General features: G+C 72.5%; 25 protein-coding genes. 14 read left to right on the top strand and 11 right to left on the bottom strand.

All coding sequences use genetic code 11. The features are described 5' to 3' along the window. Positions 1-135 precede the first annotated feature (135 nt). Both ACIBJC_RS30430 and ACIBJC_RS30425 read left to right on the top strand, forming a co-directional pair. On the top strand, positions 136-1263 hold the full coding sequence (locus ACIBJC_RS30430; RefSeq protein ID WP_399297946.1) for an alpha/beta hydrolase: 1128 nt from the start codon (positions 136-138) through the stop codon (positions 1261-1263). Between the two features lie 295 nt (positions 1264-1558). After that, the gene (locus ACIBJC_RS30425; RefSeq protein WP_399297944.1) at positions 1559-2983 is read left to right on the top strand and encodes a hypothetical protein; all 1425 of its coding nucleotides are present in this window, start codon (positions 1559-1561) and stop codon (positions 2981-2983) included. A 67-nt stretch (positions 2984-3050) separates the two neighbouring features. Here the strand turns inward: ACIBJC_RS30425 and ACIBJC_RS30420 are convergent, their stop codons facing one another. Next, on the bottom strand, positions 3051-3452 hold the full coding sequence (locus ACIBJC_RS30420; protein WP_399297942.1) for a VOC family protein: 402 nt from the start codon (positions 3450-3452) through the stop codon (positions 3051-3053). A gap of 284 nt (positions 3453-3736) precedes the next feature. Here ACIBJC_RS30420 and ACIBJC_RS30415 point away from each other — a divergent pair, with 284 nt between their 5' ends. The 3 genes from ACIBJC_RS30415 to ACIBJC_RS30405 all read left to right on the top strand — a co-directional run bounded on the left by ACIBJC_RS30415 (position 3737) and on the right by ACIBJC_RS30405 (position 6872). After that, positions 3737-5335 carry an ABC-F family ATP-binding cassette domain-containing protein gene (locus ACIBJC_RS30415; protein WP_329826242.1) on the top strand — a complete coding sequence of 533 codons (1599 nt, stop codon included), beginning with the start codon at positions 3737-3739 and terminating at the stop codon, positions 5333-5335. A 393-nt stretch (positions 5336-5728) separates the two neighbouring features. Next, the gene (locus ACIBJC_RS30410; RefSeq protein WP_006123601.1) at positions 5729-5950 is read left to right on the top strand and encodes a helix-turn-helix domain-containing protein; all 222 of its coding nucleotides are present in this window, start codon (positions 5729-5731) and stop codon (positions 5948-5950) included. 130 nt (positions 5951-6080) lie between these two features. Beyond that, positions 6081-6872, top strand: coding sequence for an enoyl-CoA hydratase/isomerase family protein (locus ACIBJC_RS30405; protein ID WP_399297940.1), 792 nt, complete (start codon positions 6081-6083; stop codon positions 6870-6872). An 82-nt stretch (positions 6873-6954) separates the two neighbouring features. Here ACIBJC_RS30405 and ACIBJC_RS30400 read toward each other — a convergent pair whose 3' ends face one another. After that, positions 6955-7707 carry a hypothetical protein gene (locus ACIBJC_RS30400; RefSeq protein ID WP_399297938.1) on the bottom strand — a complete coding sequence of 251 codons (753 nt, stop codon included), beginning with the start codon at positions 7705-7707 and terminating at the stop codon, positions 6955-6957. Between the two features lie 95 nt (positions 7708-7802). On the opposite strand from ACIBJC_RS30400, the gene ACIBJC_RS30395 reads away from it, so the two are divergent. The 5 genes from ACIBJC_RS30395 (at position 7803) to amaP (ending at position 10181) form a co-directional block, all read left to right on the top strand. Then, positions 7803-8270, top strand: coding sequence for an Asp23/Gls24 family envelope stress response protein (locus ACIBJC_RS30395; RefSeq protein WP_329826245.1), 468 nt, complete (start codon positions 7803-7805; stop codon positions 8268-8270). 69 nt (positions 8271-8339) lie between these two features. Continuing rightward, positions 8340-8531 (top strand): hypothetical protein, encoded by a 192-nt coding sequence (locus ACIBJC_RS30390; RefSeq protein WP_399297936.1) that lies wholly within the window; start codon positions 8340-8342, stop codon positions 8529-8531. Between the two features lie 21 nt (positions 8532-8552). Further along, positions 8553-8915 (top strand): hypothetical protein, encoded by a 363-nt coding sequence (locus ACIBJC_RS30385; RefSeq protein WP_399297934.1) that lies wholly within the window; start codon positions 8553-8555, stop codon positions 8913-8915. Then, positions 8912-9598: a DUF6286 domain-containing protein gene (locus ACIBJC_RS30380; RefSeq protein WP_399297932.1), complete on the top strand. Its 687-nt coding sequence runs from the start codon at positions 8912-8914 to the stop codon at positions 9596-9598. Before ACIBJC_RS30385 ends, ACIBJC_RS30380 begins: the two co-directional genes overlap by 4 nt. Before the next feature lie 4 nt (positions 9599-9602). Beyond that, positions 9603-10181 carry an alkaline shock response membrane anchor protein AmaP gene (gene amaP / locus ACIBJC_RS30375; RefSeq protein WP_399297930.1) on the top strand — a complete coding sequence of 193 codons (579 nt, stop codon included), beginning with the start codon at positions 9603-9605 and terminating at the stop codon, positions 10179-10181. A gap of 95 nt (positions 10182-10276) precedes the next feature. Here the strand turns inward: amaP and ACIBJC_RS30370 are convergent, their stop codons facing one another. Further along, positions 10277-10915 (bottom strand): HAD family acid phosphatase, encoded by a 639-nt coding sequence (locus ACIBJC_RS30370; RefSeq protein ID WP_399297928.1) that lies wholly within the window; start codon positions 10913-10915, stop codon positions 10277-10279. A 178-nt stretch (positions 10916-11093) separates the two neighbouring features. Here ACIBJC_RS30370 and ACIBJC_RS30365 point away from each other — a divergent pair, with 178 nt between their 5' ends. Both ACIBJC_RS30365 and ACIBJC_RS30360 read left to right on the top strand, forming a co-directional pair. Continuing rightward, on the top strand, positions 11094-11366 hold the full coding sequence (locus ACIBJC_RS30365) for a DUF4873 domain-containing protein (protein WP_399297926.1): 273 nt from the start codon (positions 11094-11096) through the stop codon (positions 11364-11366). A gap of 186 nt (positions 11367-11552) precedes the next feature. Next, a complete protein-coding gene (locus tag ACIBJC_RS30360) occupies positions 11553-12755 on the top strand; it encodes an FAD-dependent oxidoreductase (protein ID WP_399297924.1) in 1203 nt (400 codons plus the stop codon). Between the two features lie 5 nt (positions 12756-12760). Here the strand turns inward: ACIBJC_RS30360 and ACIBJC_RS30355 are convergent, their stop codons facing one another. The 5 genes from ACIBJC_RS30355 to ACIBJC_RS30335 all read right to left on the bottom strand — a co-directional run bounded on the left by ACIBJC_RS30355 (position 12761) and on the right by ACIBJC_RS30335 (position 17804). After that, complete coding sequence (locus ACIBJC_RS30355) at positions 12761-13516, bottom strand: SDR family oxidoreductase (RefSeq protein ID WP_399297922.1); 756 nt, start codon at positions 13514-13516, stop codon at positions 12761-12763. A 4-nt stretch (positions 13517-13520) separates the two neighbouring features. Next, entirely contained in the window at positions 13521-15386 is a 1866-nt protein-coding gene (locus ACIBJC_RS30350; protein ID WP_399297920.1) for a glycoside hydrolase family 15 protein, read from the bottom strand. Between the two features lie 75 nt (positions 15387-15461). Then, complete coding sequence (locus tag ACIBJC_RS30345; RefSeq protein WP_399297918.1) at positions 15462-16274, bottom strand: SURF1 family protein; 813 nt, start codon at positions 16272-16274, stop codon at positions 15462-15464. 107 nt (positions 16275-16381) lie between these two features. Beyond that, the gene (locus tag ACIBJC_RS30340) at positions 16382-16615 is read right to left on the bottom strand and encodes a hypothetical protein (protein WP_329826260.1); all 234 of its coding nucleotides are present in this window, start codon (positions 16613-16615) and stop codon (positions 16382-16384) included. Positions 16616-16703: 88 nt separating this feature from the next. Further along, the gene (locus ACIBJC_RS30335; protein ID WP_399297915.1) at positions 16704-17804 is read right to left on the bottom strand and encodes a DEDDh family exonuclease; all 1101 of its coding nucleotides are present in this window, start codon (positions 17802-17804) and stop codon (positions 16704-16706) included. Between the two features lie 117 nt (positions 17805-17921). On the opposite strand from ACIBJC_RS30335, the gene ACIBJC_RS30330 reads away from it, so the two are divergent. Next, positions 17922-18659, top strand: a complete 738-nt coding sequence (locus tag ACIBJC_RS30330; RefSeq protein ID WP_399297913.1) for a VIT family protein — start codon at positions 17922-17924, stop codon at positions 18657-18659. Here ACIBJC_RS30330 and ACIBJC_RS30325 read toward each other — a convergent pair. Next, on the bottom strand, positions 18656-18949 hold the full coding sequence (locus ACIBJC_RS30325) for a hypothetical protein (protein WP_399297911.1): 294 nt from the start codon (positions 18947-18949) through the stop codon (positions 18656-18658). The genes ACIBJC_RS30330 and ACIBJC_RS30325 overlap by 4 nt on opposite strands. Positions 18950-18978: 29 nt before the next feature. Next, on the bottom strand, positions 18979-19551 hold the full coding sequence (locus tag ACIBJC_RS30320) for a hypothetical protein (RefSeq protein ID WP_399297909.1): 573 nt from the start codon (positions 19549-19551) through the stop codon (positions 18979-18981). 166 nt (positions 19552-19717) lie between these two features. On the opposite strand from ACIBJC_RS30320, the gene ACIBJC_RS30315 reads away from it, so the two are divergent. Beyond that, positions 19718-20761, top strand: a complete 1044-nt coding sequence (locus tag ACIBJC_RS30315) for a zinc-dependent alcohol dehydrogenase family protein (protein WP_399297907.1) — start codon at positions 19718-19720, stop codon at positions 20759-20761. A 91-nt stretch (positions 20762-20852) separates the two neighbouring features. Here the strand turns inward: ACIBJC_RS30315 and ACIBJC_RS30310 are convergent, their stop codons facing one another. Next, positions 20853-22442, bottom strand: coding sequence for a S8 family peptidase (locus ACIBJC_RS30310; protein ID WP_399297905.1), 1590 nt, complete (start codon positions 22440-22442; stop codon positions 20853-20855). Positions 22443-22488 lie beyond the last annotated feature (46 nt).

Below are 22488 nucleotides of genomic sequence, written 5' to 3'. Positions count from 1 at the left end.
TGCGCGGGCCCGCAGGCCGTGGCGCCGGACCCGCGGCGCCGGACCCGTGGCGCCCGCGCCGGGCGGGGTCCGCCTTCCGCCCCCGACGGCCCCCGCCCGCTGGCCGGGTCCGGCGCGGGTGGTGACACTGGGAGCGTGCGCCCGGCTACAGCGACGGCAGCGGCCGTCACCACAGTGCTCGGGGTCGGCGCGGCTGCGGTCGCGGCCGGCCGGTACGCCAGCGATGCCGCGCTCAAGGCACCGCCGGGGCGGCCCCTGCCCAGCGACCCGAAGATCACCGTGCACGCCATCGCCGCCGGACAGGTCACCCTGACCCGTTCGCTCGCCTCCCTGCGCCCCGGAACGTACGGGATCGAGGGGGCGGGCGTGCACGCCGTCGTCGGCCCTGTCCTGGACGGCGTCCCGCACCCGGCCGACACCGTGGTGCGCCGACTGGAACGGGTCACCCGCGGCAGCCTCGTGCCGGGAAGCCGCGTACGGCTCACCCCGCAGGTGCACAGCGGCGACCCCGGCACCGCCCTGGGCCTCGCCCACCAGGACGTGTGGGTCCCGGGCGAACTCGGCTCCCTGCCCGCGTGGTTCGTGCCGGCGCCGCGCGACACCTGGGTGATCACCGTGCACGGCCTCGGCACCACCCGCGAGCACCCCCTGAACGTCATGGAGTTCCTCGCGGCCCAGCGCCTGCCCGTCCTCGACCTCGCCTACCGGGGCGACCCCGGCGCGCCCCGCTCCCCGGACGGCCTCGGCCACCTCGGCGACTCCGAGTGGCGCGACCTCGACGCGGCGATCCGCCACGCCCTCCGCCTGGGCGCCGAGCGCGTGGTCCTGCACGGCTGGTCCACCGGCGCCTCGATGGCCCTGCACGCCGCAGCGAACTCCGCCCTCAGCGAGCGCATCGCCGGACTCGTGCTCGACTCGCCGGTACTGGACTGGGAGGCCACCCTGCGGGCACTGGCCACCGCCCGCCGGATCCCCGGACCCCTGCTGCCGCTCGCGGTGCGGGCCGCCCAGGGCCGGACGGGGCTGCACGGCGACCGGCTGCTGGAAGCCGCCGACCCGCGCAATCTCCACGTACCGACGCTGATCTTCCACGGCCCCGACGACACCATCGCGTCCTGGAACCCCTCACGCGAACTCGCCGCCCACCGGCCGGGACTGATCACCCTCCACACCGTCCCGCACGCCCCGCACGCGGCCATGTGGAACGCGGACCCCGACGGGTACGAGGAAACCCTCCGACGCTTCCTCACCCCGCTCATGTAGCGCCCGCCATGGAGCGCCCGCCCGCGCCTCCACCCGTGCCCGGCCGGTACGCGGCGGGCGCGCCGCCCGGCGCGCCTCCGCTTGGACTCCTTGCGCCGCCTTCGCGCCCCCGCGCGGACCGCGCCGACCGCTGGCCGGCCCCGTGCGGCCACCCTCCCCACCTCCCCGAACAGACATCCGGAGCCCCCCGCGCACCGGTGGGACCGCTGCGCACGAGGGGCCACTTCCGCCGTTCCGGTACCGCCGAAAGGGGTTCCGTTTGGGCTTTCGGGCAGTCACCGGGAAGACTGCCCTCGTGACGTCCCGAAAGCCTGATGAGCAATTGGCGCGCAACTCCACACTCCGACTCGTCCGCGCGCGGCCGCTGACCACGGCCCGACGGGCCGTGGCCGAGGGGCGCGGCCGGCCCGCCCCGAGGCCGCCCCAGGGCACTCCGCCCCCGGCGGAGCTGGCCCGGCAGGCGAGGGCCGTCCTCGCCGACGCGGTACGGCTGGCCCGCTGGGCCGCGGTCGACCGGGACCCCGGCGCGGGCCCGCTCACCGAGGGGGCGCTCACCGAGGGGGCGCGCGAACGGGCCGCGACGGCGCTGGAGCTGACCCCGGAGCAGGTGAGCGCGGCATGGGACCGGGCCAGGCTGGCCGGCCTCGTCGAACTCCACGACGGCACCGTGCGCCCCGGCTGGCGCCTCCAGGCCTGGGACCGCGACGACAGCGCCGTCCAGCGCGGCTGGGTCGCCCTCTTCGACGCCTGGTCGCTCGTCCACCCCGGCCCCGCCGACATCGCCCCCGCGACGGTCGCCGAGGTCATCGAGGCCGTTCCCCAGGTGCTCTCCCTCCTCCAGCTCTCGGCCGGGCCCGTGCTCGTACCGACCCTGCTCGACCTGCTCCAGCAGCGCGTCGCGGAGCTTCACGAGGGGCGCTGCGAGGTCCCCTACGGCCCGCAGCCCGCCCCTGCCCCCACCACCACCGAGCCGCAGGCCCCCGACCCGGTGGACGAGGCCCTGCTGCCCCCGCTCCTGGACTGGGCCCTGGACGGCCTGGCCGCCGTCGGCGCCCTCACCCGGGGCGAGGGCCAGGCCACCCTCACCCCGCTCGGCAACTGGGCGGTCTGGGTCAAGCTCGAACAGATCTGCGTCGCCGCCCAGAGCCCCGCGGGCAACATCGAGCAGTCCGCGGAGCACATGCTGCGCGGCTGCGCCCGGCTCACCCCGGGCCCGGCCCGCGCCGAGTACCGGGCCTGGCTCGCCGCCCGTACCGTCGGCAGCGCCGTCACCGAACTCCTCACCGTCGCCCGGGGCGAGGACGCCCTCCTGCGCGGGCTCGCCTTCGAGGCGCTGCGCGTGGTCGGCGCCCCCGCGGAGGCCGACGTGCGCGCCGCGGCCCACGACACCTCCCTGCGGCCCTACGCGCTGCTCTGGCTGGCGGAGTACGAGGGCGCCGACCCCGAGGACGCCTCCGAGGTGCTGACCCGGGAGGAGTCGACCTGGCTGTGGGTCGACACGGCGGCGGCCGTCGCCGACCACGGCGAGAGCGATCTGCTGGTCCGGCACCTCGAATCCGCCGTCCAGGGCAATGTGCCCGCACTGCTCGCCGAGGTCAGGGCGCTGGGCCATCCCCGTACCGTCCAGGTCCTGGTCGCGCTGGCCGCCGCACACCCCGACCCGGCCCTGGCCAAGGCCGTACGCAGAGCCGCCTTCCAGGTGCACACCGGAGGATCCTGACGCGCCCGGCGCCCCCACGGCCGGGGGCGCCGCCCCCGGTCACCCGGGGGCGGCGGGCCCGTGCCCCTCAGCCCGGAAGCGCCGGCGCGTACGTCCCGAAGCTCCATATGTTGCCCTCGGCGTCCCGCGCCATGTAGTCCCGCCCGCCGTACTCCTGGTCCGTGGGCGGCAGCAGGATCTCCACGCCGTGCCGCACCGCCCGCGCGTGGTGCGCGTCGGGGTCATCCACGACCACGTAGACCCCCACCGGGCCGCCGTCGGCCATCGCCCGGGCGAAGACACCCTTCCTGCTCCGGGACCCCAGCATCACCACCCCGCCGCCGTAGGCCAGCTCCGCATGGAGCACCGTGCCGTCCTCGCCCTCGTACACACTCACCTCCGTGAAGCCGAAGGCGTCCTTGAGCGTGCTGATCGCGGCCTTCGCGTCCTGGTAGAGGAGCGACGGACAGATGCTCGGTCCACCGGTCATGCTGATCACCCCTTCACGGGCACGGGCACAGCCGTGCCCCGTCCGGTACGTACGGTCCTGCTCCGATTCAGGTCCTTCTGTGATACGCGTCTCAGTCTCGCACCGACCACTGACAGCCGTCCTCCGTGCCTGGTGGCGGGCCGTCCGGGAAGCCCGCCCCGGCACAGCAGTTGCGCCGCCCCGCTAGACTGGGCCGTATGGCATTTCTCCTTGTGCATTAGCCGGCGTCGAAGAATCCGTCCGCCTGCCCTCTTCCGCCGTCCATACCGCCCTGGAGTCTTTCCGTGATCACCGCAACCGGCGTAGAGCTGCGCGCCGGCGCCCGTGTCCTCATCGAGTCCGCCTCGTTCCGTATCGCCAAGGGCGACCGCATCGGTCTCGTCGGCCGCAACGGAGCGGGCAAGACGACCCTCACCAAGTGCCTCGCGGGCGAGGGCATCCCCGCCGCCGGCACCATCACCCGCTCCGGCGAGGTCGGCTATCTCCCGCAGGACCCGCGCACCGGCGACCTCGACGTCCTCGCCCGCGACCGCATCCTCTCCGCCCGCGACCTCGACTCCGTACTGAAGAAGATGCGCGAGAACGAGGACCGGATGGCGAACGGACAGGGCGCCACCCGCGAGAAGGCGATGAAGCGGTACGAGCGCCTGGAGACCGAGTTCCTCACCAAGGGCGGATACGCCGCCGAGGCCGAGGCCGCCACCATCGCCGCCGCGCTCGGCCTGCCCGACCGGGTGCTCGGCCAGCCACTCCATACGCTCTCCGGCGGTCAGCGCCGCCGCGTCGAGCTGGCCCGCATCCTCTTCTCGGACGCCGACACCCTCCTTCTCGACGAGCCCACCAACCACCTCGACGCGGACTCCATCGTCTGGTTGCGCGACTACCTCAAGACCTACCGCGGCGGCTTCATCGTGATCTCCCACGACGTCGAACTGGTCGAGACAGTCGTCAACAAGGTGTTCTACCTGGACGCCAACCGCTCGCAGATCGACGTCTACAACATGGGCTGGAAGCTCTACCAGCAGCAGCGCGAGTCGGACGAGAAGCGCCGCAAGCGCGAGCGCGCCAACGCCGAGAAGAAGGCCGCGACCCTGAACTCGCAGGCCGACAAGATGCGCGCCAAGGCCACCAAGACCGTCGCCGCGCAGAACATGGCCCGCCGCGCCGAGCGGCTGCTCTCCGGCCTTGAGCAGGTACGCCAGTCCGACAAGGTCGCCAAGCTGCGCTTCCCCGAGCCCGCCCCCTGCGGCAAGACCCCGCTCACCGCCGAGGGCCTGTCGAAGTCGTACGGCTCGCTGGAGATCTTCACGGACGTGGACCTCGCCATCGACAAGGGCTCCCGGGTCGTCATCCTCGGCCTCAACGGCGCCGGCAAGACCACCCTGCTGCGCCTGCTGGCCGGGGTCGAGAAGCCGGACACCGGGCAGGTGACCCCCGGCCACGGCCTCAAGCTGGGCTACTACGCCCAGGAGCACGAGACCCTCGACCCGGAGCGCTCCGTCCTGGAGAACATGCGCTCCTCGGCGCCCGACCTCGATCTGGTCGCCGTCCGCAAGACGCTCGGGTCCTTCCTCTTCTCCGGCGACGACGTCGACAAGCCCGCCGGGGTGCTCTCCGGCGGCGAGAAGACCCGGCTGGCGCTCGCCACCCTGGTCGTCTCCTCCGCCAATGTGCTGCTGCTGGACGAGCCGACGAACAACCTCGACCCGGCCAGCCGTGAGGAGATCCTGGGCGCGCTGCGTACCTACAAGGGCGCGGTCATCCTCGTCACCCACGACGAGGGCGCCGTCCACGCGCTGGAGCCGGAGCGGATCATCCTGCTGCCGGACGGCGTCGAGGACCTGTGGGGCGCGGACTACGCGGACCTGGTCGCGCTCGCCTGACGCGTCCCGGCACGTCGTTCGTCCCTGCCTGTCCTGCGCCGCCCCACCGACGGTGTGATCGTCCAGCGTGATCCACTCCCTCTGGATCATTCGGCTCAGCAGTGATCCACCATCTGAGTGACTGCGTCTCGTACTCCCGGCGTGGTACCCGACGGATCGCGTCCACACGTACATCATCCGCACCCTCGTCCGGGGAACGGTCCTGACCTGGCACTTCTCGCCCGGCCCAGGCCGGGGCCCGATCCGGACGACTCTGGAACAGAGCATTCCGTTCGTGCTCGAAGGTTGAAGTACGCCGAAGCTTGTCGTACGGACCTTGCTGAATGGGTGGCCAGGACGCCCGCGAGGGGTGATCATGAGAAGTCCAGAGCGCACTTCCATGAGGAGGCACGGGTGGCCGAGACTCTGAAGAAGGGCAGCCGGGTAACCGGCGCCGCGCGTGACAAGCTCGCGGCAGACCTGAAGAAGAAATACGACAGTGGTGCGAGCATCCGGGCACTGGCCGAGGAAACGGGCCGTTCCTATGGATTCGTCCACCGGATGCTCAGTGAGTCCGGAGTCACGCTGCGGGGACGCGGCGGGGCCACGCGAGGCAAGAAGGCCGCATCGGCCTGACGATCGAGTGCGGCTCCTCCCGGCCACCGGTTCGGAGAGTGGCCACCCTGGGCGATCGTGCGATCGCCCAGGTGGTTACTGTGCAGTCACTTAGTACGTTGAGTCCGACTGCCCGAACCGGAGGCACCCCATGACTTCGCTCGCACCAGTACTCGACAAGGACGGCATACGGCTCACCGTCGAGGACGCGGTTGCCACGGTGACACTGGCCCTTCCGGCCAAGCGCAACGCTCAGTCTCCCGCTCTGTGGCGGGCGTTGACAGAAGCCGGAAGGTCACTGCCGGGCAGCGTGCGGGTCGTGGTGCTGCGCGGTGAGGGAAAATCCTTCTCCGCGGGGCTCGACCGGCAGGCGTTCGCCCCTGAGGGGTTCGACGGCGAGCCGTCCTTCGGCGATCTCGCCCGGAGCTCCGACACGGAGCTCGACGCGACCATCGCCGCGTACCAGGACGGCTTCGTCTGGCTGCGCCGCAGCGACATCGTGTCCATCGCGGCCGTTCAGGGGCACGCGATCGGCGCGGGCTTCCAACTCGCGCTCGCCTGCGATCTGCGGGTCGTCGCGTCCGACGTGCAGTTCGCCATGCGCGAGACAAGCCTCGGCCTGGTACCCGACCTCACCGGCACCCATCCGCTGGTGGGGCTCGTCGGCTATGCCCGCGCGCTGGAGATCTGCGCCACGGGCCGCTTCGTCCACGCCGAGGAGGCGGGACACATCGGGCTCGCCAACCTGGTGGTGGCACCCGGCGAACTCGACGCCGCCGCCCAGGACCTGGCGGCGGCGCTGCTCGCCGCGCCCAGGGACGCGCTGATCGAGACCAAGGCCCTGCTCCAGGGCGCGACGGACCGCTCCTTCGAGGCCCAGCGCACCGCCGAGCGCGCGGCGCAGGCACGCCGACTGCGCGACCTGGCCGGCCTGGGGGACTGACGGGCGTACTCGCGTACGGGGTCAGCTCCGCGCCGTACGGGTCAGCTCCGCGCCGTACGAGGTCAGCCCCGCGCCATACGGGTCAGCTCCGCGCCGTACGCCGCGCGCTGCCGCGGCCCGCCCGCCCTGCCGGGGCCTCCACCGCCGTCACCAGCACGGTCACCGTGCGCGGCGCCGCGGCGAGCCCGGCGAGCTTCGCGCGCACCGCCCGCGCCACCTCCAGCGGGCGGTGCCCCGCCGCCGTCGCCAGCTCCACCCGTACGTGCTCCGCACCGCCGCCGTCCGTCGCCGTCGCGGCCACCGCGCTGCCCAGGGTCCTGGTCAGATGCGCGACCCCGGGTACGGCCGCCGCCGCGGCCCCCGTCGCGTCCTCCGGCTCCGCGGCGTCTCGCCCGACCGGCCCAGCGGGCGCCGGGGATTCAGCCGCCGCGTCCAGCAGCGCCGTCACCCGCAGATCGACCTCGGTCACCCGCAGCCCCAGCCCGTCCACCGCACAGCCGAACAGCGCCCCGCGCAGCCGCGCCGCCAGCGCGGGCAGCGGCTCGCCCGTCGCTGCCGCGAACTCCCCGTCGATCCGCAGCGGTCCCGGCGGCTGTGCGCCGGGCGGCGGCGGTACGGCCGGGGCCGAGGCCCCTTCCGGGTCGGCCAGGGCGATCCGGACGGAGCCGAGCACGGCCCCCGGCACGGCCGCCGCGGCCCGCCGCAGCTCCGCCAGCGCGGCCCGTTCGGCCAGCCACGCGCCGTCGGCCGCGTCGCCCAGCGCGAGCAGTCTGCCCAGGGCGAGCCGTTGACGTACGGCCGCCGTCCATCCCTCGGTACCGTGCCCAGTCGTCATTCCTCCACCCTGCCCCATCCACGGCGCGGGACGGGGCAAGCGCACCTAATGTGGGCAAAGGAGTCAAACCACCGCGCGGAAAGGGATGAGTGGCGATGTCAGACACCGCACCCCGCAGTCGGGCCGACGAGAAGGGGGGCGCCTCCCCCCTCACCAAGCGCGGCGGCGGAGCCCCGGGCTCGCGTGGCCGTACGACCATCGCCGACGGCGTCGTGGAGAAGATCGCGGGCCTCGCCGCCAGGGACGTCCTCGGCGTGCACGCCATGGGCAGCGGGGTCTCCCGTACTTTCGGCGCCGTACGCGACCGGGTCCCCGGCAGCGGCAAGTCCGTCAGTCGCGGGGTGAAGGCCGAGGTCGGAGAGGTGCAGACGGCGCTCGATCTGGAGATCGTCGTCGACTACGGCGTCTCGATCACTCAAGTCGCCGCGGCCGTCAGGGAGAACGTGGTCGCCGCGGTCGAACGGATGACGGGTCTCGAAGTCGTCGAGGTCAACATCGCGGTCAGCGATGTGAAGCTCCCCGACGAGGAAGATGACGAAGAGCCGGAATCACGGCTCCAGTAGCGGCCGGCGGGGGCGCCGTCGTACGGAATCGCCGGGGGCCTGGCCCGAGCAGCGGAAGAGGAGTGCACGATGAGTATGGCGGCGGTCGGCCTGGTGGCCGGAATGGTGCTCGGATTCGCCGGATACTTCGGTGGTTTCGGAGCCTTTGTGGTGGTGGCCGTGCTGGGCGCGGTCGGTTTTCTGGCAGGGAAGTTCATCGACGGCGATCTGGAACCCGGCGACTTCTTCCGTCCCCGCGACCGCGACGACCGGCGGCGGTGACAGCGGATGGCCGGTGACCGGATGACCGGTGACCAGGTGGTCGGGGACCGGGTGGCGGCGGCCGGACGAGGGGCGACCACGATCGCCGACCGGGTCGTCGCGAAGATCGCCGCGCAGGCGGCCAGGGAAGCGCTCGGCGGTGTACCGGAAGGCGGCACTCCGCCGTACGCCTCCGTGGCGGTGCGTCACGACAGTGCGCGGGTACGGGTCGGTGTCGAGCTGGAGTACCCCTCCGACATCGGCACCCAGTGCGGCGCGGTGCGCCGGCAGGTCGTCCACCGGGTGAGAACGCTGGTGGGGATGGAGGTGCCCGAGGTGGACGTGCGGGTCGAGCGACTGCACTCCGACCGGTCGCGCGGCGCGGCGCGGGGGAGGATCCGATGAGCGAGGGGCCCGCGCCCGGAGGACACCGGGACGTCGACAGGGGCGATCCACCGGACATGGACGATACGGGCGCCGACGACGGGCGCAGGCCCACCCTCGACGGTTACGAGGAGGGCGACACCGGCGGTGGCGGAGTGGCGCGCGCCGGACGCTTCTGGTCCCAGCGCCGCGTCCCGGCCGCGCTGGCCGCGCTGATCGCGCTCGGCGCGACCGGACTGCTGCTGTACGACATCGCCGCCGTACGCGCCGGCCACCAGGCCATGTACTGGCGCCGCGCGCTCGCCGGCCAACTGGCCCGCCGGCCGCTGGAGGACGTGTGGATCCTCGTGGCCGCCGCCGTCGCGACGGCCCTCGGTCTGTGGCTGCTCGCCCTCGCCCTCACCCCGGGACTGCGCCGACTGCTGCCCATGCGGCGGGAGTCCGTGCCGGTACGTGCCGGACTCGACCGCGAAGCCGCCGAACTCGCGCTGCGCGACCGGGCCATGGAGGTCTCCGGCGTCCGGTCCGCGCGCGTACGGCTGCGGCGCTCCCGCGCGAAGGTGAACGCCGCCGCGCACTTCCGCGCACTCGACGACGTACGGGCCGACCTGGAGCGGGCGCTGGACGACGGCATCGGCGAACTGGGCCTCGACCGGCGGCCGGCCCTGACGGTACGGGTCCACCGGCCGGCGAAGAAGGGGTGACGGGATGATCCGCCTGGTCAACCGGGTACTGCTCGCTCTCATCGGCCTGGTCCTGCTGTGCGCGGGCGGCACGGTCCTCGCGGCCGGCACGGGGTTGCCGGTGCCGTCCTGGTGGCCGTACGCCGGACCGCGCGGTGTTCTGCTGAGCCGCGCGAACCGGCTCCGCTACCGGGACGACGGCTGGTGGTGGCCCGTGATCATCGCCGCCCTCGCGATCCTCGTCGTCCTGGCCCTGTGGTGGCTGCTGTCCCAACTGCGCCGCGCCCGGCTGCCGGAGGTCCTGGTCAACGGCGGTGACGGCGAGGGCGCGGTGCTGCGCGGCCGGGCGCTGGAGGACGTACTCGTGGACGACGCGGAGTCCCTGCACGGCGTGGCCCGCGCGGCCGTCCGTCTGACGGGCAGGCGCACCGGTCCGTCGGCCCGGGTGCGCCTCCTCCTGGAGCCGCACGCGCGGCCGGGCGAGACGCTGCGCGGCCTGTCGGACGAATCCCTGGCGCACGCGCGGAGTTCGGCGGGACTGGCGTCGCTGCCGGCGGAGGTACGGCTGGGGGCGGTGAAGCACCGGGCGGAGCGGGTGAGCTGAGGGACGGGGCCGGGCGCGGCCGTCGCCCCCTCGCTCCGGGACCCTCTCCCTCCGGGACCTCCTCCGGCAACGACGATGCCGGTCAGGTGCTCAGGTCAGGAGAGCTGGCCGTCGTAGTCGGGGAGCTTGAAGGTGCGTTCGGCGTGACCGCCGGTCAGGTCGGTCGTGTTGTTGCCGATGTTGGCGATGATCGTGTAGCCGTTCTTCTCGATCTTCACGCGCTGGGCCGTCTTGAACGCGCTCACCTCGGTGAACAGGTCGCCGAACGACCGGCTGTAGAGCCCGTCGATCGTGTAGCCGACCGACGTCAGATTGGCCTTGGTGATCGCCTGGATGAGGTCCGGGCGTGCCGACACGAAGAAGATCTTGACGCCCCGGTCGTGCGCGAAGTCCGCCAGGGCGAGGGTCCGCCGGATCGCCGGGGTCGGCACGGCCGACGAATAGTCGGTTTCCAGCGAGGTGTTGTCGATGTCCAGGACGATGGCGGGCTTCTGGCCGGCGGGCACCGAGGCGAGGCGTCCGGCGACGTAGGAGTCGGCCTGGTCCATGACGGCGGCGATGTCGGCCTGCCAGGTCGCGTAGTCGGGCTTCGCGGCCGCCGCGGTGCCGGCGGCGGCCGGGGTGGCCGCCGGTGCGGGGGGCGCGGCCAGGGCGGGCAGAGCGGTGCCCGCCACGATCGCCGTGGTGAGAACCGCGGTCGTGGTGAGGCTTCTGAGCAGGCCGGGTGCCGCCATATCGGTCTCCTTGGGTGAGGGGTGGGGCCGAAGTGTCGGGCACATCGTGGCAGCCAAGGGTTACCGATGGGTAGAGTCCGGTCGGCCAATAGTCGAACTCGCCCTGAGCCAGGCGCTGTTGTCCCACTCACGCGCCGGTGCGGTGGGAGGCCGGGGCCAGGGGGCGCACACTGGGCCCATGAGCAACTACCAAGGGCCCGCGACACTCGTCGTCGGCGCGTCCGAGATTCAGGTCGAGGCCACGCTGAGCGGGAGCCGGGACGGTGAGACGTGGCAGTGGGGCGGCAGCGTACAGACGGGCGACGCGGAGGAGGCGGCCGGTCCGGCGCTGGACAGCGCCGATCTCACGATCCGGTTCCCCGACGGCCGGGAGGGGCCGGTCGTGGCCACGCACACGGCCATCGGCAGCGGACGGCTGAAGGTGTCGGGACGCGGCGAGATCCCGTTCTAGCCCGAACGGGCCGGGCGAGGACCGGGCGAGAGCCGGACAAGGCCGGGTGAGGGAACGGGACGCGGAGGCCGGCCCGGAGGGACGCGGAGGCCGCGCCGGAAGGATCGTCCGTCCGCTGTCACACCGTCGTTCCGGTTCGGTGACGGGGCGGGACCGGTTCGGTGAGGGGCCGTACGTTGTCTCGGCATGAGCCCCCGTATCGCCGTGATCGGCAGCGGCCCCGCCGGCCTTACCCTCGCCCGCGTCCTGCACCGTCATGGTCACCCCGTCACCGTCCTCGAACGCGATTCCGCGCGCGACGCCCGTCCCGCGGGCGGCACGCTGGACCTGCACGAGGGGCTGGGCCAGTTGGCGCTGGAGAAGGCGGGGCTGCTGGCGGAGTTCCAGGCGCTGGCCCGTCCCGAGGGGCAGGCCATGCGGATTCTGGACGTGGACGGGGCCGTCCTTCGTGACTGGCAGCCTCGTCCGGGTGACCTGGCCAATCCCGAGATCGACCGCGGGCAGCTCCGTGACCTGTTGCTCGGGAATCTGGACGTTCGTTGGGGCCGCGTCGTGACGGAGGTGGTGCCGGAGAGCGGGGACGGCGTGCTGGTCCATTTCGCGGACGGGCGGCAGGAGACGTTCGACCTGGTGATCGGCGCGGACGGTGCCTGGTCCCGGGTCCGCCCGGCGGTCTCGTCCGTGACGCCGCGGTACACCGGTGTGACCTTGGTCGAGACCTCCCTGGACGACGTCGACACCCGCCACCCCGACCTCGCCCGGCTGGTCGGCGACGGTTCCGTGGCCGTGTACGGCGTGAACCGCGCGATTGTCGCCCAGCGCAACAGCGGCGGCCACGTCAAGGTGTACGCCCAGTTCCGCGGGGAGCCGGACCGGCACACGAACCCGGACCGGCACGGGGGCCTGAACCGGCACGGGGGCCTGAACCGGCACGGGGGCCAGGGCCCGGCGGACACCGACTCTGACGCCGACAATGATGCCGAGGCCGTGCGGTCACGCCTGCTGGCTCTGTTCGACGGCTGGGCCGCCCCCGTCCTCGACCTCGTCCGCCACGGCACGACTTTCGTCCACCGCCCCCTCTACGCCCTTCCCGTGTCCCACACCTGGGCCCATGTCCCCGGGGTGACGCTCCTGGGCGACGCCGCCCACCTGATGCCCCCGCTGGGGGCGGGCGCGAACCTCGCGATGCTGGAAGGCGCCGAACTTGCCGAGTCCATCGCCGCCGCCCCCGGCCCGGGAGACTTGGACGAGGCCGTCCGCGCCTTCGAGGAACAGATGTGGGCACGGGCCGGCAGGTGGGCGGAGATCACCACGGCCGGTCTGGAACGCCTCGTGAGCCCGGACCCCTCCGCAGCCCTCGCCCTCTTCGACGAGGTCCAGCCGTCCTGACCGCCCTAGAAGCCGTGGCGCGCGCCGCCGTCCACCGGGAGCATCACGCCCGTCAGATACGACGCGGCGGGCGACAGCAGGAACGCCGCCGTCCTGCCGAACTCCTCCGGCGTCCCGTACCGCCGCAGCGGAATGCGCGACTCGTTCACCGCCCGCGCCGCCTCCGCGTCGCCGGACAGCGCGTCCAGCTCGCGGACCCGGTCCGTGTCGATCCGGGACGGCAGCAGGCCCAGCACCCGGATGCCGCGCGGGCCGACCTCGTTGGCCAGGGACTTCGCGAACCCCGCCAGCCCGGGGCGCAGCCCGTTGGAGATGGTCAGGCCCGGGATCGGCTCATGGACCGAGCCGGAGAGCACGAAGCCGACGACCCCGCCCTCGGACAGTTCGGCCGCCGCCGTACGGGCCAGCCGTACCGCGCCCAGGAAGACCGAATCGAACGCCGTACGCCACTGCTCGTCCGTGTTGTCCGCGGCCGACCCGGGCGCCGGGCCGCCGACGCTGATCAGGATGCCGTCGAAGCGGCCGAATCGTTCCTTCGCGGTGGCGATCAGCTGCTCCGCCACGGCCGGGTCCGCGTTGTCCGCGGCCACTCCGTGCGCCCCGGGCCCCAACTCCGCCGCCGCGGCGGTGATGCTCTTCTCGTCGCGCCCCGAGACGACGACCTTCGCGCCGTCCGCCACGAGCGCTTCGGCGGTGGCCCGGCCCAGCCCTCGCGAGCCACCGGTGACGACGTAGACGCGGTCCTTCAGTCCAAGATCCATGGTCCTATCCTGCCGTGCCGGCCCCTGAGCTGTCGTCCCCGGGCCCGTCCCTTTCGCCGTCGCCGTCGCCGTCCTCTGCTCCGTCCCCGGCGGCCGGGTCCACCCCCGTCAGCGTCAGCGCCGTCACCACCAGGCCGATATGGCTGAACGCCTGCGGGTAGTTGCCGAGCTGCCGCCGCGCCACCGGGTCGTACTCCTCCGCGAGCAGCCCGACATCGTTGCGCAGCGCGAGCAGCCGCTCGAACAGTTCCTCGGCCTCCGCCGTACGTCCCGTGAGATGGAGCGCGTCGGCCAGCCAGAAGGAGCACACCAGAAACGTTCCCTCGCCCCCGGGTAGCCCGTCCACCGCCGACCCGGTAGCGCTGTAGCGCCGCAGGAAGCCGTCCTGCCCGAGCTCCGCCCGTACCGCGTCGACCGTGCCGGTCACCCGCGGATCGTCCGGCGGCAGAAAGCCGACGCGCGGGATGAGCAGCGTCGCCGCGTCCAGCTCCGTCGAGCCGTACGACTGGGTGAAGGTGTTGCGCTCCGGGTCGTACCCCTTCTCGCACACCTCCCGGTGCACCTCGTCCCGCATCGCCCGCCACCGCCGTACGTCGCCGCGGAGCGAGGGGTCCTCCTCCAGGGTCCGTACGGCACGGTCCGCGGCGACCCACGCCATCACCTTGGAGTGCACGAAGTGCCGGCGTGGCCCCCGCACCTCCCACAGCCCCTCGTCGGGCTCCCGCCACTTCGACTCCAGGAAGCCCAGCAGGCTGAGCTGGAGGTTCCAGGCGTGCGGCTTCGAGGCGAGCCCCGCCGTACGCGCCACGTTCAGGGAGTCCATGACCTCCCCGTACACGTCGAGCTGGAGCTGGTCGACCGCGCCGTTGCCGGTACGGACCGGGGCGGAGCCCGCGTAGCCGCGCAGCCACGGCAGCTCGCTCTCCGGGAGCCGGCGCTCGCCGCCGATCCCGTACATGATCTGAAGATCGGCCGGATCGCCCGCCACAGCGCGCAGCAGCCAGTCGCGCCAGGCCGCCGCCTCCTCCAGATAGCCGACGGAGACCAGCGCCCCCAGCACCAGCGTGGAGTCGCGCAGCCAGCAGTAGCGGTAGTCCCAGTTCCGTACGCCGCCCAGCTCCTCCGGCAGGGAGGTGGTGAGCGCGGCGACGATGCCGCCCGTCGGGCCGTACGTGAGCGCCTTGAGCGTGATGAGCGAGCGCATGACGGCCGCGCGGTGCGGACCCCGGTAGCAACAGCGGGCCGCCCACGCCTCCCAGTCCTCCAGGCTGTGCGTGAGCGCGTCGTACGGATCGACGCGCGCCGGGCGCGGCTCGTGGGAGGGATGCCAGGTGAGGACGAACGCCACCTTCTCGCCCGGCCCGACGGTGAACGACGAACAGGTACTGAAGTGCTGCCCCCAGGTTTTCACCGGGGGCTCGCTGCGCAGCCAGACGGAGTCGGGACCCGCGACCGCGACCCGGTGGCCGTCCGCGCGCCGCATCCACGGCACCACCGAGCCGTAGTCGAAGCGCAGCCGGAGGGTGCCCGTCATCTCCACCGAGCCGCTGACGCCCTCGACGATCCGCACGATGTCGGGGGCCTGCTCGCGCTGCGGCATGAAGTCCGTGACCTTGACGGTGCCGGTCCTGGTCTCCCACACCGATTCCAGCACCAGCGACTCACCCAGATAGCCGCGCCGGGTGCATGTCCCTGCCCCGGCGGGGGCGAGCCGCCAGTGGCCGTTGTCCTCGGTGCCGAGCAGCGCGGCGAAGCAGGCCGCCGAGTCGAAGCGAGGAAGGCACAACCAGTCGATGGAGCCGTTCCTGCCGACCAGGGCGGCGGTCTGGAGATCGCCGATGAGTGCGTAATCCTCGATGCGTTGGGTCACGCCAGGGCTTTTCCCGTACGGCGGCCGCGTTAAGCAGCGGGATGGGGCAGGGGGATGACGCGGCGGGACCGGATGTCAGGCGTGTGCGGGCTCGGGCTCGGAATCCGTGTCCGCCTCCGCGGCGCTCTTCGCGGCAGCGGCGGCGGCAGCACGGTCGCGCTTCTCGTTGCGTACGAGAATCCACCAGCCGACCGGCACGGCGGCCACGAACAGCCACCACTGGATCGCGTACGCCATGTGCGGGCCGATCGAGCCGTCGTCGGGGTTCTGGATCGGCTGCGGACTGTCGCCCGCCGGCACGGGGGAGGTCAGCTCGACATAGCCGCCGAGGACCGTACGGTCCAGGGACTCCTGCTGCTGACGGCTGTTGATCAGCATGACCTGACGGGGCGGCAGACCCCCCACGTCCCGGATGCCGGTGACCGCCGAGGTCTCGTCGGCCTTCAGCCGGCCCGCGATGGTGACCTCGCCCTTCGGGGCGGCGGGGATCTTCGGGAAGGCGTGCTGGTCGCCGTTTGCCGGGATCCAGCCCCGGTTGACGATGACCGCCCGGCCGTCCTTCATGATCAGCGGGATCAGGACGTGGTAGCCGACCCGGTCGTCGTTGGAGGTCCTGCGCCGTACGACGACCTCGTGCGCGGGGTCGAACGTGCCGGTGACGGTGACACCGCGCCAGTAGTCGGAGCGCGGGACGCTGTGCCCGGGGGACGTCAGCTCCGTGACCGGTACGGGCTTCGCCGCGAGGTTGGCCGAGATCAGCGCGTTCTGGGCGACCTTGTGTTCATGGCGGTGAAACTGCCAGAAGCCCAGCTCGATCATCGTGGGGATGAGCGCGAGGGCAAGGAGGGTGAGGATCACCCATTGCCGGGACAACAGGAAGCGGTACACGTCATCGACGGTACCCGGCGGGTCCCGGCGGCCGGACCCGGGGGTGGGGATGGGACGCCTCGGGCGCTGTGACGGGAGCGGGCGGAGAGGGTGCTGCTGGCCGAGCCTCAGACGCGGTCGACGATGCCCACCCTGCCGTCGGCGCGGGCGCAGTGACCGCCGCAGAACCAGTGACCGTCCACCTCGACGCCCTGCCCGATGACCTGGACCCGGCAGTGCTCACAGATCGGCGCCATCCGGTGGATGGCGCAGGCGAAACAGTCGAAGACATGCACCACGCCCTGCGCGTGCACCTCGAAGGACATGCCGTAATCGTTTCCGCAGACCTCACAACGTGCCATGCGCCACAGAGTGGAGCGCCGGGGACCGGGGCGCGAGCGGGGCGGTGGCGAGTCGCGCGTCAATTCACCCGTCTGGTCACCCGTCCGGTCACTCGTCCACGGGGAACAGTCCGGGCGCCGACTCCTGCGGGGGCACGGGGCGGCCCGCCGGCACGGAGTGCTCCGTCGGTACGGCGCCACGGGCCGGACCGGGGCCGCCCGCGGCCGGTTCGGCCCCCGCGGGCGTCACGTCCCGCAGAAGCTGTGTGAAGGCCGCCTCGTCGACCACCGGGGTGCCGAACGACGCCGCCTTGACCGTCTTCGACGTCGAGGACTCCGGATCGTTCGTCACCAGCAGACTGGTCAGCCGGGACACACTCGTCGCCACATGCAGCCCCGCCTCCACCGCCCGGTCCTCCAGCAGCTCCCGGTCGATCGACGTGTCACCCGAGAACGCCACCCGCATCCCCTGCCGCAGCGTCCCGCCCGGCTCGTACCGCCCCGGATTGGGATACGGACAGGCGGGCCGCTTGCGCGACGGCCGCCAGCTCCCCTGCCGGGACGAAGGCTGATAACCGACCCGGGGCCGCGACGGCGCGTCCGACCACTCGGTCAGCGGCCGGCACTCCAGCAGCGGCAGCCGTACGCCGTCCCTGGCCGCCGCGTGCAGACTCGGCCGGAACGCCTCGGCCAGCACCCGGGCGTCGTCCAGCGCGTGGTGCGCGCGCTGCTGTACGACACCGAAGTGCGCGGCGAGCGACTCCAGCTTGTGGTTGGGCAGGGGCAGCCCCAGCTCCTTGGAGAGCGCGATGGTGCACAGCCGCTGCCGGGTCGGCGCGGTGCGCTCGGCGCGCGCGTACTCCCGGGCGATCATCGACCAGTCGAAGATCGCGTTGTGCGCCACGAGCACCCGCCCGTCCAGCCGCTCGGCCAGCTCCTCCGCCACCTCGGGGAAGAGCGGCGCGCCCTCCAGCACCTCACTCGTCAGACCATGGATCCACACGGGTCCCGGATCGCGCTCCGGGTTGACGAGCGTGTACCAGTGGTCCTCGACATTGCCGAGAGCGTCCAGGCGGTAGACGGCGGCGGAGATTATCCGGTCGTCGCGCGCGAGACCGGTGGTCTCGACGTCAACGACCGCGTACCCCTGTGGATAGGCGGTCGGCCATGCCGCTGAAGTCGTCTGCGTCTGGTCGTCAAGCATGGTCACAGAGAATACGGGCCACGACTGACAGTGCTGTTGCCCGGTCAGCCGTTGCCCCGTCAAGGCCCTTGAGGGGCGGGTCGGTCCACGGACGGCGGCGGGTGGGGGTGAGACCTTGGCCGGGTGACCGACACCACACCGCATGACGAACCGTATGGCGAACCGCACGACGAACCCCACGGCGACTCCCTGGGCCCCCGCCTCAACTGGCTGCGCGCGGCCGTCCTCGGCGCGAACGACGGCATCGTCTCCACGGCGGGAATCGTCGTCGGGGTGGCGGGCGCCACGAGCGCGCGCGGCACCCTGCTCACGGCGGGGCTCGCCGGGCTGCTGGCCGGATCGATGTCGATGGCGGCCGGGGAGTACGTATCGGTCTCCACCCAGCGCGACTCGGAGAAGGCGGCGCTGGAGGTCGAGAAACGGGAACTGCGCGAACAGCCACGGGCCGAACTCGACGAACTGACGAACATGCTGGCGGACCGTGGACTCTCGCGGGACGTGGCGCGGGAAGCCGCGGAACAGCTCACCCGCCGCGACGCGCTGCGCGCCCACGCGCGCGTGGAACTGGGCATCGACCCCGACGCCCTCACCAACCCCTGGCACGCGGCGGGCGCCAGCTTCCTCGCCTTCACGGCGGGCGCCCTGCTCCCCCTCCTGGCCATGGTCCTCCCACCGGCGTCCCTGCGGCTCTGGATCACGGTCCTGTCCGTCCTGGCGGCCCTGGCCCTGACGGGCTGGGGCAGCGCCCGCCTGGGCTCGGCGGCGGTGGGCCCCGCGCTGCTGCGGAACATGGCCGGGGGAGCGGTGGCGATGGGGGTGACGTACGGGGCGGGGGCGTTGCTGGGGGCGGCGGGGGTTTAGCCGATGCGGATGATCCGGCCGGGTGGGAAGGCGTCTTCACCCTGCACCGGAATGTCTACGTACAGACGGATCGTCAGGTCGTCCAGAGCCGCCAACGGGGACAGGTCGATCGCCTCGGCGGCGTGGGTGCAGTCAAGGAGATCGAGGGTCTGAAGCTTCGGAAGCCCTGCCAGGGGCTCCAACCCGCTGACGATATGACAGGACATCAGTGGGAGGTGCGTCAGTGAATGCCAACCGGTCAACCAGTCGAGGTGCAGGTCGTTTTCCCTTACCAGTTGAAGAAAGGACACAGGGAGGGGAGCGAAGACTATTGGGTCCGTTAGCACTCGTTGCTGTCACAGAGGAGTCGAGCGTGAGGTTGACGAGTTGGTCCATTTGCCGCAGCGGCGACAGGTCTTGAAGCGCGGTGCACCGAGACGGGTCCAGCGTTTGCAGTGTGGGCAGCTCCGCCAAGGGGGAGAGGTCCGTCACCAGCGGGTTGTTGCCCCTGTAGAGCTCTTCGAGTGCGGGGAGAGAGCCCAGAGGTGACAAATCGGCCAAGGAGCCGAGAAGTGAGAGGTTCCGCACCTCCGGAAGCAGCCGCAGCGCGCGGAGTTGATCCTCCGTCCGTACGTGGAGAGTGACCTTTGACCACCGCCGCAGCGAAGGTGTCCTGTACGGAGTCGGCCGCCGCCTGCCGCTCGTGCTCGGGGAGCGAGGCGTACGCGTCGGAGAGGCGTCCGGCCAGCACCTTCGCCGGCCGGCGTGGGGCGTCCTGGCCCAGTGGCCGGGGGAGCGGCCGGACCGGGTCCCCGACCAGGGCCGCGCCCGGCCGTGGGGTCAGCAGGGACCTGGCGATCGCGCCCGCGACCGTACCCGCGAGACGGGCCAGTAACAGTTCCAGACCTGCCACAGCAGACTCCCCCCAGTGCCGGTGCGGAAGATCGTACGGCCGCCGGGGGATGCCGGGCGGCGCGTTTGCCCCCGACCCCGCGGGTGGGCTTACGGTGGATGGTCGGCCATTGGATGGTCGTACCAATCAATGCCACAGGAAGCCACAGGAAGAGGGAACCCCCCACATGCGCGCCACCGTCATTCACGCACCCGGCGACATCCGTGTCGAGGAGGTACCGGACGCGGTGATCCAGCAGCCCACCGACGCGGTGGTACGGGTCCTGCGCTCCTGCATCTGCGGCAGCGACCTGTGGCCGTACCGGGGCGAGGGGCCCACCGGGCCCTCGCAGCGGATAGGCCACGAATTCCTCGGCGTGATCGAGGAGACCGGCTCCGGCGTGGGCGGATTCGCGTCCGGCGATCTCGTCGTCGCGCCCTTCGCCTGGTCCGACGGCGTCTGTGAGTTCTGCCACGACGGCATCCAGACCTCCTGCCCCGAGGGCGGCATCTGGGGCCAGGCCGGCTCCGACGGCGGACAGGGCGAGGCGGTACGGGTCCCCCACGCCGACGGCACGCTCGTCAAGCTCCCCGCGGACGCCGCCTCCGACGACCGGCTGCTGACCGCGCTGCTCGCGCTCTCCGACGTGATGGGCACCGGGCACCACGCCGCCGTCGGCGCCGGCGTGCGGCCCGGCTCCACGGTCGCCGTCGTCGGGGACGGCGCGGTCGGGCTGTGCGGCGTGCTGGCCGCCAAGCGGCTCGGCGCCGAGCGGATCATCGCGCTCGGGCGCCACCAGGCCCGTACGGACATCGCCAGGAGCTTCGGCGCCACCGATGTCGTCGCCGAGCGCGGCGACGCGGCCGTGGCGGCCGTACGGGAGCTGACCGGCGGGCAGGGAGCGCACTCCGTGATCGAGGCGGTCGGCACCGAGCAGTCCATGCTCACCTCCGTGAAGATCACCCGCGACGGCGGCACGATCGGCTACGTCGGGGTGCCGCACGGCAGCGCCACCGGTCTCGACCTGAGCCACATGTTCGCGCGGAACATCGCCCTGCGCGGCGGCGTCGCGCCCGCCCGCGCCTACCTGCCCGAGCTGCTTCCCGACGTGCTGAACGGCACGATCGACCCGTCGCCCGTCTTCGACCTGCGGGTGGGGCTGGACGACGTGGCAGCCGGCTACAAGGCGATGGACGCGCGCACCGCCCTCAAGGTGCTCATCGCCGTCTGACGCCCTTCTCAGTCGTCCTCAGGGGATGTACGAAGTGGGAAGCGCGGGCCACCCGTAAGGGCGGCCCGCGCTTCGTGCGTCCTACCGGCCGTTACTTGCCGACCGCGGCCAGGGCGTCTACCAGCCCCGCCCCGTAGAAGCTGTTGTAGCGCTTGCCGCCCTCGCAGACGGCGTCGACCTGTCCGTCACCGTCGATGTCGTACGCCTCCGGGCAGGCGACGTCGTCCGCCTGCACCTTCAGCAGTGCCTTGATGGCCCACGCGGGTGCGTGCGGGTGCGTCGACTTCAGCAGCGCCGCCACGCCCGCGGCGTGCGGGGAGGCCATCGACGTACCGGCCATGTAGCCCCACGTGCCGCCCGGCAGCGGGCCGAGGATCAGACCGCTGGTCGCCGGCGGGGCGGGCGTCTGGTAGCGGGTGGAGTCGCCGCCCGGGGCCGCGACGTCGATGATCCCCAGACCGTGGTTGGAGAACGAGGACTTCAGGTTCTTGGCGCCGGTGGAGGCGACCGTCACCACGCCGGGCAACTGGGTCGGTATGTCGAGGCACTTGGACGGGTCGATGACCCGCTCACCGGGCGTCGAGTCGTTCGGGCTGCTCGGGTCGGTGATCGAGTCGGCCGCGAGGTCGTAGTTCTCGTTGCCCGCCGCGGCCACGTTGACCGTGCCCTTGTTCTCCGCGTACCGGGTGGCCCGGGTGATCGCGTCGACCAGGGCCTTCTGGTCCGGGTCGGTCGTGCAGTTGAAGTACCACGGGTCGGTGTAGTAGCTGTTGTTCGTCACGTCCACGCCGTGCTCGGCGGCCCAGACGAAGCTGCACACGACGGCCTCGGTGAAGAAGTACCCGGCCGGGGTGGACGCCTTGATGCCGGCCACCTTCACGCCCGGCGCGACCCCGGTGATCCCGACGCCGTTCTTCGCCCCGGCTATCTCGCCCGCCACATGCGTGCCGTGCGGGCTCTCCTCGGAGGTCGGCCGCCAGGCGCCGTCCGCCGTGTCGGGCTTGCCGCTCACGCAGTTGACCGAGGCGGCGCGGTCGAAGTTCGGCGCGATGTCCGGGTGCGTGTCGTCGACACCCGTGTCGATGACGGCGACAGTGACGTTCCTGCTGCCGAGCGTCTTCTCGTGCGCCTTGTCCGCCTTGATGGCGGGCAGGTCCCACTGCAACGGCTCCAGCGGGTCCTGGGCCAGGGCCTTGCCGGACCCCCCGGCCGCGCCCCCGGCCCGCTTGTTCGCGCGCTCGGCCTTCGCGGTCGCCGCCGCTATCTCCTCGGCCGTCACCTGCTGAGGCGCCCCGAGGTCCGTCGTGGACTGCGAGGGCAGCGGCGCGGTACGGGTCGCACCGGCCGAGTCGACGCCCCTGACCTTGCGGACGGTCGTGGCGAAGGCGGGGTTCTGCGACGTGACGACGATGACGCCGATCCGGTCGTAGGTCGTCACCACCGTGCCGCCGGCCTTGCCGATCGCCTTCTCGACCGACCGGGTCGTCGAGCGCCCGCCGCGGGTGTTGACCACGTACGAGAGCTTCGGTCCGTCCGTCACGACCGGGGCGGACGGACCGCCCGCCGCGGCCGAGTCGGCGGCCGTGGCCGTGCCGGTCGGCAGGAAGCCGAGCGAGACCGTGAGGGCCAGACCTACGGGCAGCGCGAGGACGCGCCGCCGTCTGGATCCCAGATGAGCCATGGGTTCTCCACATCATCCGTGAGAGCCGTCCCGGCGCGGACTACGC

This window comes from Streptomyces sp. NPDC050509, assembly GCF_044457965.1.
Classification (GTDB): domain Bacteria; phylum Actinomycetota; class Actinomycetes; order Streptomycetales; family Streptomycetaceae; genus Streptomyces.
Note: the sequence above shows the minus strand (reverse complement) of the source record. Positions and strands in the feature narration are given on the sequence as shown.